Here is a 13,940-nt window from a genome sequence, read left to right on the forward strand (position 1 = left end):
CGGGCGGGCCGTGCGTTCGCCATCGAACCTGCAAGCGACCGATAGGAACACCGATGTTCACACTGTTCAGCGTCGACGACCACATTGTGGAGCCAGCTCACGTATGGGTGGACCGCGTCCCGGCGAAATACCGCCACCGGGCGCCGCATGTGGTGGATGTCGACGGACGTCAGATCTGGGAGTGGGACGGCGGCCGCGAACTGACCATGGGTCTCAATGCCGTTGCCGGTAAGCCCCGCGAGGAGTGGGGCATGGAGCCCGCCCGGTTCGAGGACATGATCCCTGGTTGCTACAACCCGGAGGAGCGTCGGAAAGACTTGCTGTCCAACGGAATCTTCGCATCGGTCTCGTTTCCCTCGCTGCCCGGCTTCGGGGGACGGAAGTTCGCCACGTTCGAAGATAAGGAACTCGCGCTGGCATGCGTGAGGGCGTGGAACGACTACATGCTCGAGGAGTGGTGCGGTACGGGACCCGACGTCTTCGTGCCGATGCACATCCTGCCGGTGTGGGACATCGACCTCGCGATCAAGGAGCACGAGCGTTGCGTCGGGTTGGGCAGTAAGTCGATCTGCTTCATCGAGGACCCGAACGTGGTCGGACTGCCGAACTTCCACGACGGTTACTGGGAGCCGCTGTTCGCCGCCGCTCAGGCCGATCAGACGCCGATCTGCATGCACATCGGTTCGGGGGGTGCTCAGGTTTCACTCGACGGCGTGAACCCGATGACGGAGATCGCGGCGGCGTTCGCATACGCGGCCCGGTCGTCGGTCAACTTGATGGTGAGCCCGTTGTTACGTAAGTATCCGGACGCGAAGGTCGTCTGGTCCGAGGGCGGCATCGGCTGGATCCCGGCTGCGATCGAGCGCGCAGACCGGCAGTGGGAGCGCCACCAGTACTGGTCACACGTGGAGAACGCGCAGATCAAACCGTCCGAGGTCGCCGAGCGCAGCATGTACTTCTGCATGATCGAGGAGCCGATCGGCATCAAGTATCGGTACGACTTCCGGGTCGACCGCATTCTGTGGGAGTCCGACTACCCGCACGCCGACACCCCGTTCCCCAAGACGCAGGCGTCGGCGAAGGCCGTTTTCGACGGCATCCCGCAGGACGAAATCGAACTGATGACGCACAAGAACGCAGAAGCACTGTTCCATTTCCCCTTGTCGCAGAGGCTGATCGCCCAATATCAGGCCTCGGCCTAGGGAGCAGACGGATCGCTGAGGTATACAACCGACCGTGAAGGTAGGGATATACCTCGATCTGCGGAACCCGCCGCAGTGGCGTAAAGATTGGTCGCGGGTCCACGGCTTCGGCTTGGAACTCTGCGAGGAGGCTGACCGGCTCGGTGCCCACTCCGTCTGGCTGTCCGAGCATCACCTCTTCGATGACGGCTACTTGCCGCAGCCGTTGACCTTCGCCGCGGCGGTGGCCGCGCGCACTCGGCAGATCCGCATCGGGACCGCGGTATTGCTGGCGCCGTTTCGCCCCGCCGTCGAAATCGCCGAAGATGCCGCCATCGTCGACGCGATCAGCAACGGCCGCTTGGAGCTCGGCTTCGGCGCGGGTTATCGACGACCCGAATTCGAGTCCTATGCAGCCGACATCGATCGGCGCTACGCCGAAATCGACACTCGCGTCCGCGCCCTGCGTGCACTCTGGCGGGAGGGCCGGGTCCCACCCGCCCCGACGCAGGCTCCGGTGCCGATCTGGCTGGGCTACACCGGCCCCCGCGGAGCACGACGGGCCGGACTACTCGGAGAGGGCTTGCGGGCGATATCCCCCGATCTCTACCCGCCCTACCGACAAGGCCTCGTCGACGGTGGCCACGACGCGTCCTCGGCCCCAAGCGATCACGCGCCGGTGGCATCGCCGGCGGCATGGGGAGCCTGCTCTACGGAACGCCGGAAGATGCCGCCGTACCAATCAACAACTACACCGCGGGACCACCGGTGCAAACCGTGTTCATCTGGGCATCCCTCGGTGGGATGAACGAGGAACTGACAATGCGGCACGTGCAAAACCATCTGTAATGGCTTGGCGCCCTTGATCAGTTAAAGCTGTCGAGAGTGTCCAGGTCCTCCATGGCCGCGGCGAAGCGACGTCCCATCGACACCGCGAACCGGTCGGGTTGCATCTCGACCGGGGTCAGGATGTTCAGATAGCCGTGCATCATGTGCCGGCGGTGGGCAGTGAAGGCGGCATCCAGGCTCGGTACCTCCTCCGCGCCGGTCCTGCGCAACTCCTCGATATACAGCGCAAGCAAGTCACGCTCTGAGTTCCGCCGGTCCTCCGTCGTCAGGGCGCCGGTGAGGAAGTACGTGACGTCCCAGATGTAGGGACCCCGCCCCATCGCCTGGAAATCACAGAAACCGAGCTCGCCAGAAGGTTCGCGAAAGGTGTTGCCCAGGTGGGCATCTCCGTGCACAAGGGCCTGCGGCAGGTCCGTATCCGTCGCGAACATCTCGTGCAGTGCCGACTCGATCCTGCCGCGGTCACGCAGGGCCCCGCCGAGAAAGCCGGCACGCTCACGCTCGATGTAGTCGTCGAAGTGGCTCGGCTGCACCAAGAAACTCATCAGTTGAGCAACCGACGCGACGTCGGTGACACGCTCGTGTACGTCAAGGCCGCGTGCGCGCCAGAATGCCCCCTGCATGGCGGCGAGCTGACGCACGCCGTCCGCCACCGTGTCGACATCCAGCGGCTCTTCGCAGTCGCCGAACCGAACGCCGCGCATGCCAAGGTCTTCCAGTATCACGATTGCCTGACCCACGTCGTCCATTCCGGCGAAGTAGGCGCGGGGTTGGTGGACGGCGTCAATCAACGTCTCGGCCAGGTATTCGTAGTAGAGCACTTCTCCAGCGAACGCAGCCGCCGAAGTGAATTCGTGATCGACGAAGTCGCCCTTCAAAAACATCGTTGGCGGCAGGCGGTGCGGGTTGTCCGCGTACTGGATGCGCAGTCGCAAGCTGCTGGCCGAGCCCTGACGGAGATCGGCGATCTCGACCGCGGCGATCCGGGTCTCCGGGAAACCGCGTGACAGCGCCCTGGCCACAAACTCGGCATCGAGTTCTTCCAGCCGCTTCGGGAGCGCCGCGGTTCCGTCGGAGTCGATCACTCGACGTACCGTAACCCGCCGAACCCGGACTTTAACCCGCCGAAAAGCCGGTTTGCGGGTGCGGGGCGCGCCATAAACGGCCAACCGCAGTCCGCATCGACGGTGTGAATAGATTGCACTCTATGGCTGCGCAGAAGTTGAGTATCGCGTCCGCTGACGTCACGCTGACCGCCGATGTCTTTGGCGATGACAGCAACCCCCCGGTTGTCCTGCTGCACGGAGGCGGCCAAACTCGACATTCCTGGTCGGCGACCGCCGCCGATCTCGGCGCCCGGGACTGGTACGCGCTGACCGTCGACCTGCGGGGTCACGGCGAGAGCGGATGGTCGACCGACGGCGTGTACACGCTCGACCGATTCGCCGCCGATGTCATTCGCATCGTCGAATTCCTCGGTCGCCCACCGGTGCTCGTGGGCGCGTCGCTCGGGGGGAACGCGTCACTGGCGGCGTTGGGCCTTCGCGGGGATCTGGCGCTCGGCCTTGTGCTTGTCGACGTGTCACCATTCCTGCAGCCCAGCGGCGCCGAGAGAATACGGGGATTCATGATGGCGCATGCCCATGAGGGCTTCGCGTCGCTCGAAGAGGCCGCTGACGACATCGCGGCGTACCTGCCGCACCGACCCCGGCCCCGGAATCTGGAAGGGCTGCGAAAAAACCTCCGAGAGGTCGACGGGCGATGGTTCTGGCACTGGGACCCGGCCTTTCTCGCCACTCCGGATAACCAAGCGGTGCAACGCGATACGTTGATCGATCCGGCTCGGCTGGGCGCGGCGGCCCGGGATTTGAGGGTTCCCACCCTACTGGTCCGCGGCGGGAAGTCCGACGTGCTCAGCATCGACGACGCCGTCCGGTTCCTGGAGCTCGTTCCGCACGCGGAGTTCGCTTCGGTTGCGGATGCTCACCATATGGTCGCCGGCGACGACAACGCGGTGTTCGAGCAGGTGCTGTGGGACTTCCTCGACCGCAGGGTCCGCTCGCGGCTGCAGGTGTTACCCGCCTAGCTGGCGCCTCGAGAAAGGCCTTGCAAAAGCCGAAAAGCCCACTCTCACCCCAGACGGTGGTCAGCGGCCGTTGGTGGTTGGTTCAATGTGGCTTGAACGGGCGAAACGAGCCCGTAACCACACGAGAGGAAGCCGGCGGTGGAACAGGAGTCGCGTGAGCAATTCCGGACTCGTGTGCGCAGTTGGTGCGAAGAGAACGTCCCCAAGGGCTGGCGGGAAACCCAGGCCGGCGCCGACGAGGACGCGGTGGTTGCCTTTCAACGCCGGTGGCGCGCGACGCTGCAGTCGGGTGGGTTTCTGGCGCCACACTGGCCCACGAGTTTGGGTGGCTCCGACATGCCGCTGCCCCAGCAGGCCATCTTGGCGGAGGAAATGGCGAGGGCCGACGCCCCGCGCCTGACGCTCTACCAGATCGCGATCTACAACGCGGCTCCCGCGATCCTGCACTTCGGCACCGACGAGCAAAAGAGCCGGTTCCTGCCCGGAATTCAGGACGGTGAGGTGTGGTGCCAGGGGTTCTCGGAGCCGGGCGCCGGCTCCGATCTGGCGTCGCTGTCCACACGGGCCGAGCGGCGGGGCGACGGGTACGTCCTCAATGGGCAGAAGATCTGGACCAGTTGGGCCATGCACTCCGACTGGTGCTTCATCCTGGTTCGAACCGACCGCGACGCGCCCAAGCGCCGTGGCATCAGCTACCTCTTGATGGACATGCGCAGCCCGGGCATCACCGTTCGCCCGATCGAACAGGCCACCGGCGCCGCTGAATTCTGCGAGCTCTTCCTCAACGATGTCGAAGTCCCGGTGGCCAATCGACTCGGCCCCGAAAACGAGGGCTGGCAGGTCGCCCAAACGACGCTCGCCTCGGAGCGCGGCGTCAGCATTCTCGAGCTCGCCGAGCGGCTGCACCGAAACGGATTGCAGCACTTGATCGCAACCGCCGCGGGCTGGGCCATGGAAGACGGCTCACCCGCGCTGGCCGACCCGATGGTCCGCGAGCGGATCGCCGGCTTCTATGGTGAAGTGCAGATTCTGCGGGCCATGTGTCAGCACCTGATCGAGTCCATGGTGTCGCGCGGGGGCGTGGGGACCGAGGCCTCGATCATCAAGCTGTACTACAGCGAACTCCTGCAGCGATTGATGGATTTCGCCACGCAAGTGCGCGGGCTGCCCGGCCAACTCCAATATCAGCTGCTGCTGTCCGGCGGCTGGGAGACGGGCAATTGGCTGGGTGACTTCCTGAACTCCTATTCGTGGACGATTGCGGGCGGCTCCAACGAAATTCAGCGCAACATCATCGGCGAGCAGCACCTCGGTCTACCGCGCGAACCGCGCGCACCAGGCGACAGTTAAGGAGACCTCGGTGAACGAACTCGACGGGTTGCGCGAGATGGTGCGCAACCTCTTCGACGGTCGCGCATCGTCGGAGCACGTGCGCGCCGCGCTCGACACGCCGGATGGTTACGACACGAACCTGTGGCAAACCGTCGCCGAGTTGGATCTGCTTGGCTTGCTGGTGCCCGAACAGTTCGGGGGCGTGGGAGCGGGCCTTCCAGAAATCGCGGTCGTGCTGCACGAGATAGGCCGCCGCACAGTGCCTTTGCCCATCGTCTCCAGCGCCGTGCTGGCTCCGACGGCGCTGCTGCACGGCGACAACCAAAGCCTGGCCGCCGAGATGCTGCCCGCTCTGGCGACCGGTGAGCGGCGCGCCGCCGTCGTCGTGGGTGGCCCCGATGGCGAACTGACCCCGGCGGTGTGGGCGTTGAAATGGGGTGAGCGGCGGGGAGACTACGTGCTCAACGGTGTGGCCGGCTTCGTGCTGGACGCCCCCGGCGCCGACGACCTCATCGTCGCCGCGCGCGGCGAAGACGGGCTGCTCGTCGCCGCCGTCGACGCCCGGGAGGCGGCGGTCATCGCCGCGGCCACCACGGACCGAACCCGCCGGCTCGGCACGGTTACCCTGGACGGCGCTGCGGTGCCGGCGGCGCGGGTGTTGGCTCGCGGCGACGCGGCCGGGGCATTGGTCGCGCGCGTGCAGGCGGTGGCGGCGTTCGCGATCGCGTGTGATGCGGTCGGGCTGGCAGAACGGACCATGGAGCGGACCGCGTCCTACGCGCAGGTGCGCCAGCAGTTCGGCCGAGCGATCGGTTCCTTCCAGGCGATCAAACACAAGTGCGCCGATATGGCCGTGGCCGTCGAGTGCAGCCGGGCGGCCCTGTCGCTGGCCCTCGACGCCCTGCGCGGCCGGCCGGACGAGCAGGATGGGCCCGCGGACGTTGCCGCCGTCTCGACCGCCAAGGCCTACGCGTGCGATGCCGCGGTGACCGTATGCGGCGATGCGATCCAGGCGCACGGCGGTATCGGCTTCACCTGGGAGCACGACGCGCACCTGTGGCTCAAGCGTGCCCTGCTCGACCGGGCGCTTTTCGGGTCGCCTTCCTGGCACCGCCGCCGCGTCGCCGACGCGGTGTTGCCGACCGAGACGGCGCTCGCCAACGGCTGATGCTGACTCCCTACGACGATCTGCCGATCCACCAGCTCGCCACGACCCTCGACCACGTTGCATCGTCGGATCCGCGATGGTTCGACCGGTACTGGTTCGTCGCCTACGACGAGCAGGGACGGCTGGCGTTGGCGACTGGGCTCGGGGTCTACAAGAACACCGGCGTCGTCGACGGATTCGCGTCCGTAGTGCGAAATGGCGTGCAGCGCAACATCCGGGCCTCCCGGGCGTTGCGCCCCGATTTCGCTCCCTCGGTGGGTCCGCTGCGCATCGAGGTGATCGAGGGTCTGCGGACGTTCCGCCTGGTGTGCGAGGAGACCACCGACTTGCCGGTGGCGTTCGACCTGCGGTGGGACGCCGGATTCGACGCGTTCGAGGAGCAGCACCACTTCAAACGCGTGGCGGGCGTCGTCGTCGAAGACTACCGACGCTTCTACCAACACGGGCGGGCCAGCGGCACCGTCACCGCCGCGGGCAACACGGTGTCTGGAGAGTTCTGGAGCTTCCGCGACCGCTCGTTCGGCGTCCGTCCGGGGATGGGGGGGCCGATGCCGCCCTCGGCCGCCGACGCTTTGGCGTCCGACACGTCGGGCGGGGTGACGGTGCGTTCGCAGCCTTCTCTGACGTTCGGCGGCGCCTTCGCCACCGCCGAACTGAGCGGTGTGTGCACGTTCGCCGAGGCGGCCGACGGTTCGCTGCTCGCGCTCGACGGTCGCACGATACGCCGGGACGGCGGGACTCCCGACGCGTTCACCGCCGTCTCGCACGAGCTCGCTTTTCATCCCAACGGGGTCGTGCGCTCGGGCGAACTTGAATTCGGCACCGAATCGGGCACGACGATTTCGCTGACGTTCAGCGAACTGATGGCCCCGCTGGCCTACGTCGGCTTCGGGTATCTCGATGGGTTCGATGACGGGCTCGGCCTGGGCGCCTACCGCGGCCCGCGGCTGATGGAGACGGATTCCTATGACGTCTCCGATGTCTGCGCGATCCGAGACCGCTCGCAGACAAGGCAATTCGGCGCCTTCACGCTGTTGGACCAGCCGCTTCGGATCACCATTGACGGCCGCCCTGGGTGCATGGAGGGGGTCGGCGGCCTACGTCGAGGCCACCACAAGTACCGGCTCGGAACGTAACGCGGCAAGGGGATGGAAATGATCTACCAACCGCCGCCCGTCGATAGGCTCAACGCCTACCTCACAGAACGCTTGACGGACGTGACCGACCTGAAGGTCACGAACGTCAAACGCTCGTGGCCCGGTATGTCGCGCGAGACGTGGTTCGTCACCAGCACGGGAATCCGTGACAGGCGAAACATCGAGCAGCGGCACGTGTTCCGGATGGATCCCCCCGGTGGCGGCTTCGGATTGACGTCACTGGGTTTCGAGGCCGACGTGTACACGATGCTGGACCAGACCGATGTTCCGACCCAGCCGATGCTGTGGCACGAGCCCGCTGGCAACGACTGGCTGGACGGGCGCGAATTCTTCGTGCGCGCCTGGGTCGACGGTGAGGTGAACCCACCACATCTGGAAGACCCTGACCCGCAGTACGACTCGCTACGCGAGCGGGTCGTCAAGGAACTCGTCGAGCGCCTGGCACAGATCCACGCGCTGGATTGGCAGGCCCTGGGTTTCGACCGGTTCGCCAACTACGTGCCCACCGGTGTCGAGGACGCGGCCAAAGTCGAACTCGACTGGCACCTCGAGCACGCGCTGCAGCGTGCGGTGGAACCCTATCCGGCGCTGATCGAGGCGATACTCACCTTGCGGGAGCAGCTCCCGCCACCTTCGGCCCGCGTGGTGATCCGCAAGGAGAACAACGGGATTGGCGAGGAAATCTGGCAGGGCAGCACGATCGTCGCCATGGCCGACTGGGAAACCGCAAGCCTCGGCGCGCCCGAGCTCGACCTCGCGGTCGCGGCGGGGACCACCTTCCACTTCTGGGATATCCAAAAGGCGATCACGTACTACGAAGGCATCACCGGGTTCGCGGTGAACATGCAAGCGCTCGAATTCTACGGGCGGATCTGGTCGATGCGGGCGATCGTGGGCCTGCAGGGCGGCTTGCGGCCGTTCGGCGCGGGCGCCGACCAGCGCCTACAGATCCCGTCGCTCGGGCTGTGGGCCGTCGGAACGCAATCACTGCTGGCGCAGGCCGCCGGATTCTAAAGGGAGGTATCGTGCTCAATCCAACCTGCCCCGAACTGCTTCGCGCAGTCATCGCCAACCTCGACGAGCTCGTGCTCCCGCAACTGGAGGGCCCGCATGCGCGCAGCTCCGTCAAGAACATGAAGCTGTTGCTCACCCACGTCATTCACCGCCTCGAACACGAGGGCCCGGAGCTCGCCGCCGACAACGCCGAAAAGCGGGTCGCGATAACCGAACTGGTCGAACTCGCCCCCGACCTCGACGGCGCGGCCGAGCTGGGCCGCCGCCTGGAGAAAATTCCTTCGGCCGGATCCTATGTGGCCGTTGCCACGCTGGCCGACGAGGCCGGACAGCTGCGCCAACTCGCCATCGACGCCAGCCTCCTGGTTCACGGCAACACGGCAGCGCTAGGGCAGGAGAAGGCCGACGAACTATTGGCCCCGTTGCGTCGACAGCTGAGGGCGCAACTGGGCCGCGACCTGGGCGCCGTTGCACACATCACCCCGTCCGAGGTGTACGACCACAAAGGCGCCTGAGCCGCCTAGTGATCGGTGCGGCCCCGGACCGCGATCGCCGCTCCGATCACCGCGTAGCTCAGCCCGCCGAGGAACCCCGTCAAAAAGTTCTTGGCCGGAATGCGGTCACGGTTCAACAGGGTCGCCGCCGCGTCCACGGCATCGGCCAGGATTCCCACCCGCAACCACAATGAGGAGGGCCGCGGATCGGCGGCGAGTCCCAGACCCAGTCCGACATCGCGGCCGCCGACACTACGCAGCAGCGCCGCCGTCGACGCACCCGGGCGGGATTCGCCGAACCACAACTCGCCCGGCTTGCTCGGCGCCAATGCGAGCCACGCTCCGAAGACCACCCGGGACAACCCGAAAATCCGCAACAACCAAGACGTTTCCATCACCCCATCGTGCTGTCTTCTCGGCCCCGGCAACAGAGCGCGACAGCAATGAATGCCGCAAATCGGATTCCCGGGTTCGCGTGGCGGCCCCGCTACGTCGACTTTTCCAGGCGCCAGCCGGCCCTGGCGAGCAGTAGCCGATGGCGGCCACCGGGGGCCGTGGCGTCGCCGGTGTCGTATCCGGCGTCACCGTGCCACAGCACGACCTGGCTCTCCTCGGTGGCCACCAGCCGGCTCTCGTAGCTTTCGATCGGGGTTTGTTTGATGCCCTTAATGGCGGCCGCGCAATCGGGATAACCGCTCAGGAACCGCAGCGTCATCCATGTCGGCGGAAGCAGGAGGAACTCCCGGCGCCCGTGCGCGCTCAAGGCATCATCGGGACGCAACCAGGAGTGGTCGACGATCTCGTCGCCGTCCACCGTGACCCGCACGCCGTGCGGAGCCTCGGCGAACAGCATCCAGGTCGTGAATCGCTTCGGCGCCTCGGCGCCCGGGCTCCACTGCGCCATCGGATGCAACTCCGCAGTGCCTAAGTCGATCCCGGCCTCTTCGGCCGTTTCCCGCGCCGCGGCGCGCCTCGCCGCCTCGAGGCTGTCAAGCCGGTCGGATCCGGCGTCGGCCGGGTCGACCCGCCCGCCGGGAAACACCCACGCCCCCGGGGCGAAGGAGGCGGCCCGGGTGCGCCGCAGCATCAGCACCTCCATGCCCGCCCCCGAACCAGAGCCGGCATCGCGCCCGAGCACCACCGTCGCCGCGGGCACTGCCGCCGAGGCGCTCACCGCGGGGGCATCGCGGGGTCGTAGGGCAAGCCGAGTACCTGTTCGGCAATAGTGTTGCGCTGAATCTCGGACGTGCCCGTGCCGATGGTCGAGGCGCGGGTCCGCAGGAATCCCCACACCCAGCGCCCCCGCTCGACGCTGTGTGCATCGGTGCGGCCCAGGGTCCCGTAGCTGCCGAGCAGATCAACCGCAAACTCGTGCAAATCCTGCTCGAAGGAGGTGATGAACAGCCGCGACGTCGACGCACCGGGTCCGGGTTCGCCCTTTGTCAGGATCGACTCGATGGTCCTCATCCCTTGGTAGCGCATGATGCGCACTCGAATTTCGAAGTCCGCCAAGCGGTCTCGTACCAGCGGGTCGGCGGTTGCGCCTCGCGACCTGGCCAGCTCGATCAGCTCGTTCAAAACCCGCCGGTACAACGCCGCCTGGTTCATGGTGCCGGCCGCCCGTTCGTGTCCCAGGCTGGTCCGCACCAGACGCCAGCCGTCGTTTTCCTCCCCGATACGGTTGCCCACGGGTACCCGCACGTCCTCGAAGAAAATCTCGGAGAAGTCGGCACCTCCGGTGAGGTCCCGTAACGGCCGGATCGTCACTCCGGGCGCCCGGGCGTCGATCAGCAGGTAGGTGATCCCCTTGGCGCGAGACTCCCGTGATCCCGTGCGCACCAGGGTGAAGAGGATATCCGCGATGTCGGCGGCGGTGTTCCACACCTTCTGTCCGTTAACGACATACTCGTCGCCGTCGCGACGCGCCGTGGCGCGCAGCGCCGGCAGATCCGAGCCGGCTTCCGGCTCGGAGAAGCCCTGCGCCCACACCGCGTCGCCGCGCAGCATCGACGGCAGGAACCGACGCTTCTGCTCGTCGGAGCCGTGGGCGATCAGAGTGGGTCCCACGATGCCCAAGCCGGTACCCAGCGGCCCGGGAACACGGGCGCGGGCGTATTCCTCTTGGTAGATGATTTGGCGGGCGAACGGCAAATCCATTCCACCGTATTCGCGGGGCCAACCCGGTCCCGCGAAGCCGGCGTCGTAAAGCTTGGCCAGCCATGCCTTTTGCCAGGCCAGGCGTTCGGCGGGATCTTTCGGGCGTTTGCCCGGGTGGTGGTCGGTCAGCCACGACCGCAGGGCCGCGCGGAATTCCTTGTCGCTGTCGGACGCCGCCGCTTGCGCGCCGGGCAGACCCGCATCCGTGATTACTTCGGTCATTGGCACGTTCCTCTCAGATGCCGACCAGTTGGGCTACCCGCGCCCGCTGTGCCACCGGGGCACCGAACAGCAACTCGGACGTCTTGGCGCGTTTGAGGTACAGGTGGGCGTCGTGCTCCCAGGTGAAGCCGATGCCGCCGTGGATCTGGATGTTCTCCTTGGCCGCGCGGGTGTAGGCGGCCGAACAGTAGGCAGACACCAGGGCCGCGCAGATGGGGAATTCGTCGTCCACGGAGGCGTTCTCGGCATCTTCCGTCAGAGATGCGGCGTAAAGCACGGCAGCCCTGGCGGATTCGATCTCGACCAACACGTCCGCACACTTGTGCTTGATGGCTTGAAACGATCCGATCGGCCGGTTGAACTGTACGCGGACCTTGGCGTACTCGACCGCGGCGTCGAGGCATGCTTGCGCACCGCCGAGTTGTTCGGCGGCCAGTGCGACGTTCGCCGTGTCGAGGGCCCTGCGCAGGAACGGCGTCGCGTCGCCCGCGGGCCCGATCCGCCGGCTCCGGCAGTCCCGCAGGTCCAGGCGGGCCAGCCGTCGCGTGGGATCCAGCGCGTCCAGCCGCGTCGCGGTGATTCCCGCAGCGTTGCGATCGACGGCGAAGAGGCCAAGCTCGTCGTCCGCGCGGGCGATCACCAGGATGGCGTCGGCGGTCTGCCCGTCGATGACGAACATCTTGGTCCCCGACAAGCTCCAGTCATCGCCGTCACGCCGCGCCGGCGTCGCGATATCGGCGAGGTCCCAGGATCCATTCTCGTCGCAAACCGCCACGGTTGCGGTCAGCTCTCCTTCCGCGATGCCCGGCAGGTAGCGACGGCACGCCTGCTCGTCCCCGCTGGCCAGCAGCGTCCGGGCGGCGAGCCCAACGGTGGCGAAGAACGGCGACGGCAGCAGCCTGCGGCCCATCTCTTCCATCACCACGGCGAGCTCGGCGAGTCCATATCCTGCTCCGCCGTACTGCTCGGGCAGCGTGAGCCCGTGCAGCCCCAGCTGCTGGGCCATCTGCCGCCACAATTCCGGGTCGTAGCCTGCAGCGGAGTCCATCCAGCGGCGCACCGCCTCGCTGGGAGCCTTTTCGGTCAGGAATCCCCGCACCAAATCGCGGAGCTCCTCTTGCTCGTCGGTCAAGGTGATGCCCATGCCAGCCTCAGTCCCCTTCATCCAGGCTCAACGCGCCCTCGGGGCACGAGGCGACACCGTCTCGAGCCAGCTGTTCATCCTTTTCTGCTACGACGTGGGGCTGCAACGCCGAATAGCCTTCGTTGTCGAGCGGAAAGAGCTCAACAGCAACGGTATTGCACAACGCGTGCCCCGCACACTTCGATTGGTCGACCTGGATTCTCACCTCAACAACCTTCCTGCCGTTGCGTCAGGACGTTACCGCCGGTGACGAGCGAGATGGCCTCTTCGCTGCGCAAACGCGCTTTCCGCTGCCATCCGTCCTGCGGCTGGGCCGGGTCGCAATACCGGCGGCACCGGGCCCGATGGTAAACTTAGTGAGCTAGGTCTCGCCTGGTGCCCCCTCACCGGATGACGTGGAGTGCGAGCTGGGCCGAACAAGGGGTGACAAATGCCGGAGATGACCTTCGATACCGAGCGCCTGCAACTGATGGCCGCGGCCGAACAGGTGTTGGCTCGCGGCGGCTGGTGGGGCTTCAAGCTGGGAAGCGTACTGCGCCAGGCGCGCCTGTCGACCAGAAGCTTCTACCGTCACTTCGACAGCAAGGACGATCTGCTGTCAGCGCTCCTCGAAGGCGAGCTGCTCGCCATCGCCGATTACCTGAAAGTGCTGGGTGAGAACACCGCCTCCCCCGTCGAGCGGGTATGGCAGTATGTCCACGCCCTGATGGACCTGGCCTTCGATCAACGAATCATCAAGCCGGCGTCGTTGTTTGCCGTGCACTGGCGCAAGCTGTTGCCGGAACACACCGAGGTTATCGAGCGGTGTGCGCACGCGCTGACCGCACCGCTGGCCGATGCGCTCGAGGAGGGGCGCCGCACCGGGGATTTGGTGTGTTCGGACCCGGCTGCCGAGGCCAGAGCGATCTTCCACCTGACCTCGTCTTTGGTTTTCGACCGCCCGAACGTCGACGGCCAAGAGTCGCGAGCGCTGGCTGAGCGCACCGTCTTGCCGTTCGTGGCCAGGGCCCTGCGGGTGAACCTCAAGCGGCCACAATCACGGCCGTCGCGGCGCGCGCAGCCGGACGACACGGCACCGCTGCAGTTCACCTTGGCCAGATACGCCTGGGCCACCGCCGACTGCGTGAGCTGATCCG

Annotated in this window: 15 protein-coding genes; 9 read left to right on the top strand and 6 right to left on the bottom strand. The window is 66.5% G+C overall.

What is annotated here, in order from left to right:
- The first annotated feature begins 53 nt into the window (after positions 1–53).
- The gene (locus EPN51_RS23350) at positions 54–1,202 is read left to right on the top strand and encodes an amidohydrolase family protein (protein WP_293047413.1); all 1,149 of its coding nucleotides are present in this window, start codon (positions 54–56) and stop codon (positions 1,200–1,202) included.
- A 34-nt stretch (positions 1,203–1,236) separates the two neighbouring features.
- Positions 1,237–1,989: an LLM class flavin-dependent oxidoreductase gene (locus EPN51_RS23355; RefSeq protein ID WP_293047415.1), complete on the top strand. Its 753-nt coding sequence runs from the start codon at positions 1,237–1,239 to the stop codon at positions 1,987–1,989.
- A gap of 58 nt (positions 1,990–2,047) precedes the next feature.
- Here the strand turns inward: EPN51_RS23355 and EPN51_RS23360 are convergent, their stop codons facing one another.
- Positions 2,048–3,115, bottom strand: coding sequence for a phosphotransferase (locus tag EPN51_RS23360; protein ID WP_293047417.1), 1,068 nt, complete (start codon positions 3,113–3,115; stop codon positions 2,048–2,050).
- A 122-nt stretch (positions 3,116–3,237) separates the two neighbouring features.
- Between EPN51_RS23360 and EPN51_RS23365 the strand changes: the two genes are divergently transcribed.
- The 6 genes from EPN51_RS23365 (at position 3,238) to EPN51_RS23390 (ending at position 9,302) form a co-directional block, all read left to right on the top strand.
- On the top strand, positions 3,238–4,116 hold the full coding sequence (locus EPN51_RS23365; protein WP_293047419.1) for an alpha/beta hydrolase: 879 nt from the start codon (positions 3,238–3,240) through the stop codon (positions 4,114–4,116).
- Between the two features lie 138 nt (positions 4,117–4,254).
- Entirely contained in the window at positions 4,255–5,466 is a 1,212-nt protein-coding gene (locus EPN51_RS23370) for an acyl-CoA dehydrogenase family protein (protein ID WP_293047421.1), read from the top strand.
- Positions 5,467–5,476: 10 nt separating this feature from the next.
- Positions 5,477–6,616: an acyl-CoA dehydrogenase family protein gene (locus EPN51_RS23375; protein WP_293047422.1), complete on the top strand. Its 1,140-nt coding sequence runs from the start codon at positions 5,477–5,479 to the stop codon at positions 6,614–6,616.
- Entirely contained in the window at positions 6,616–7,752 is a 1,137-nt protein-coding gene (locus tag EPN51_RS23380; RefSeq protein ID WP_293047424.1) for a hypothetical protein, read from the top strand. The genes EPN51_RS23375 and EPN51_RS23380 overlap by 1 nt, the downstream gene beginning before the upstream one ends.
- Before the next feature lie 18 nt (positions 7,753–7,770).
- Complete coding sequence (locus tag EPN51_RS23385) at positions 7,771–8,787, top strand: phosphotransferase (protein ID WP_293047426.1); 1,017 nt, start codon at positions 7,771–7,773, stop codon at positions 8,785–8,787.
- An 11-nt stretch (positions 8,788–8,798) separates the two neighbouring features.
- The gene (locus EPN51_RS23390) at positions 8,799–9,302 is read left to right on the top strand and encodes a hypothetical protein (protein WP_293047428.1); all 504 of its coding nucleotides are present in this window, start codon (positions 8,799–8,801) and stop codon (positions 9,300–9,302) included.
- 5 nt (positions 9,303–9,307) lie between these two features.
- On the opposite strand, the gene EPN51_RS23395 is transcribed toward EPN51_RS23390, so the two are convergent.
- From EPN51_RS23395 to EPN51_RS23415, 5 genes are all read right to left on the bottom strand, one after another.
- Complete coding sequence (locus EPN51_RS23395) at positions 9,308–9,676, bottom strand: hypothetical protein (protein WP_293047430.1); 369 nt, start codon at positions 9,674–9,676, stop codon at positions 9,308–9,310.
- Positions 9,677–9,768: 92 nt separating this feature from the next.
- A complete protein-coding gene (locus tag EPN51_RS23400; RefSeq protein ID WP_293047432.1) occupies positions 9,769–10,455 on the bottom strand; it encodes an NUDIX hydrolase in 687 nt (228 codons plus the stop codon).
- Complete coding sequence (locus EPN51_RS23405; protein ID WP_293047434.1) at positions 10,452–11,660, bottom strand: acyl-CoA dehydrogenase family protein; 1,209 nt, start codon at positions 11,658–11,660, stop codon at positions 10,452–10,454. Before EPN51_RS23405 ends, EPN51_RS23400 begins: the two co-directional genes overlap by 4 nt.
- A 13-nt stretch (positions 11,661–11,673) precedes the next feature.
- Positions 11,674–12,804, bottom strand: coding sequence for an acyl-CoA dehydrogenase family protein (locus EPN51_RS23410; RefSeq protein WP_293047436.1), 1,131 nt, complete (start codon positions 12,802–12,804; stop codon positions 11,674–11,676).
- 7 nt (positions 12,805–12,811) lie between these two features.
- Entirely contained in the window at positions 12,812–13,009 is a 198-nt protein-coding gene (locus tag EPN51_RS23415; RefSeq protein ID WP_293047438.1) for a ferredoxin, read from the bottom strand.
- Positions 13,010–13,234: 225 nt separating this feature from the next.
- Between EPN51_RS23415 and EPN51_RS23420 the strand changes: the two genes are divergently transcribed.
- Positions 13,235–13,936 carry a TetR/AcrR family transcriptional regulator gene (locus EPN51_RS23420; protein ID WP_293047440.1) on the top strand — a complete coding sequence of 234 codons (702 nt, stop codon included), beginning with the start codon at positions 13,235–13,237 and terminating at the stop codon, positions 13,934–13,936.
- The last annotated feature ends 4 nt before the right edge of the window (positions 13,937–13,940 follow it).

This window comes from Mycobacterium sp. (genome assembly GCF_004298145.1).
Classification (GTDB): Bacteria; Actinomycetota; Actinomycetes; order Mycobacteriales; family Mycobacteriaceae; genus Mycobacterium.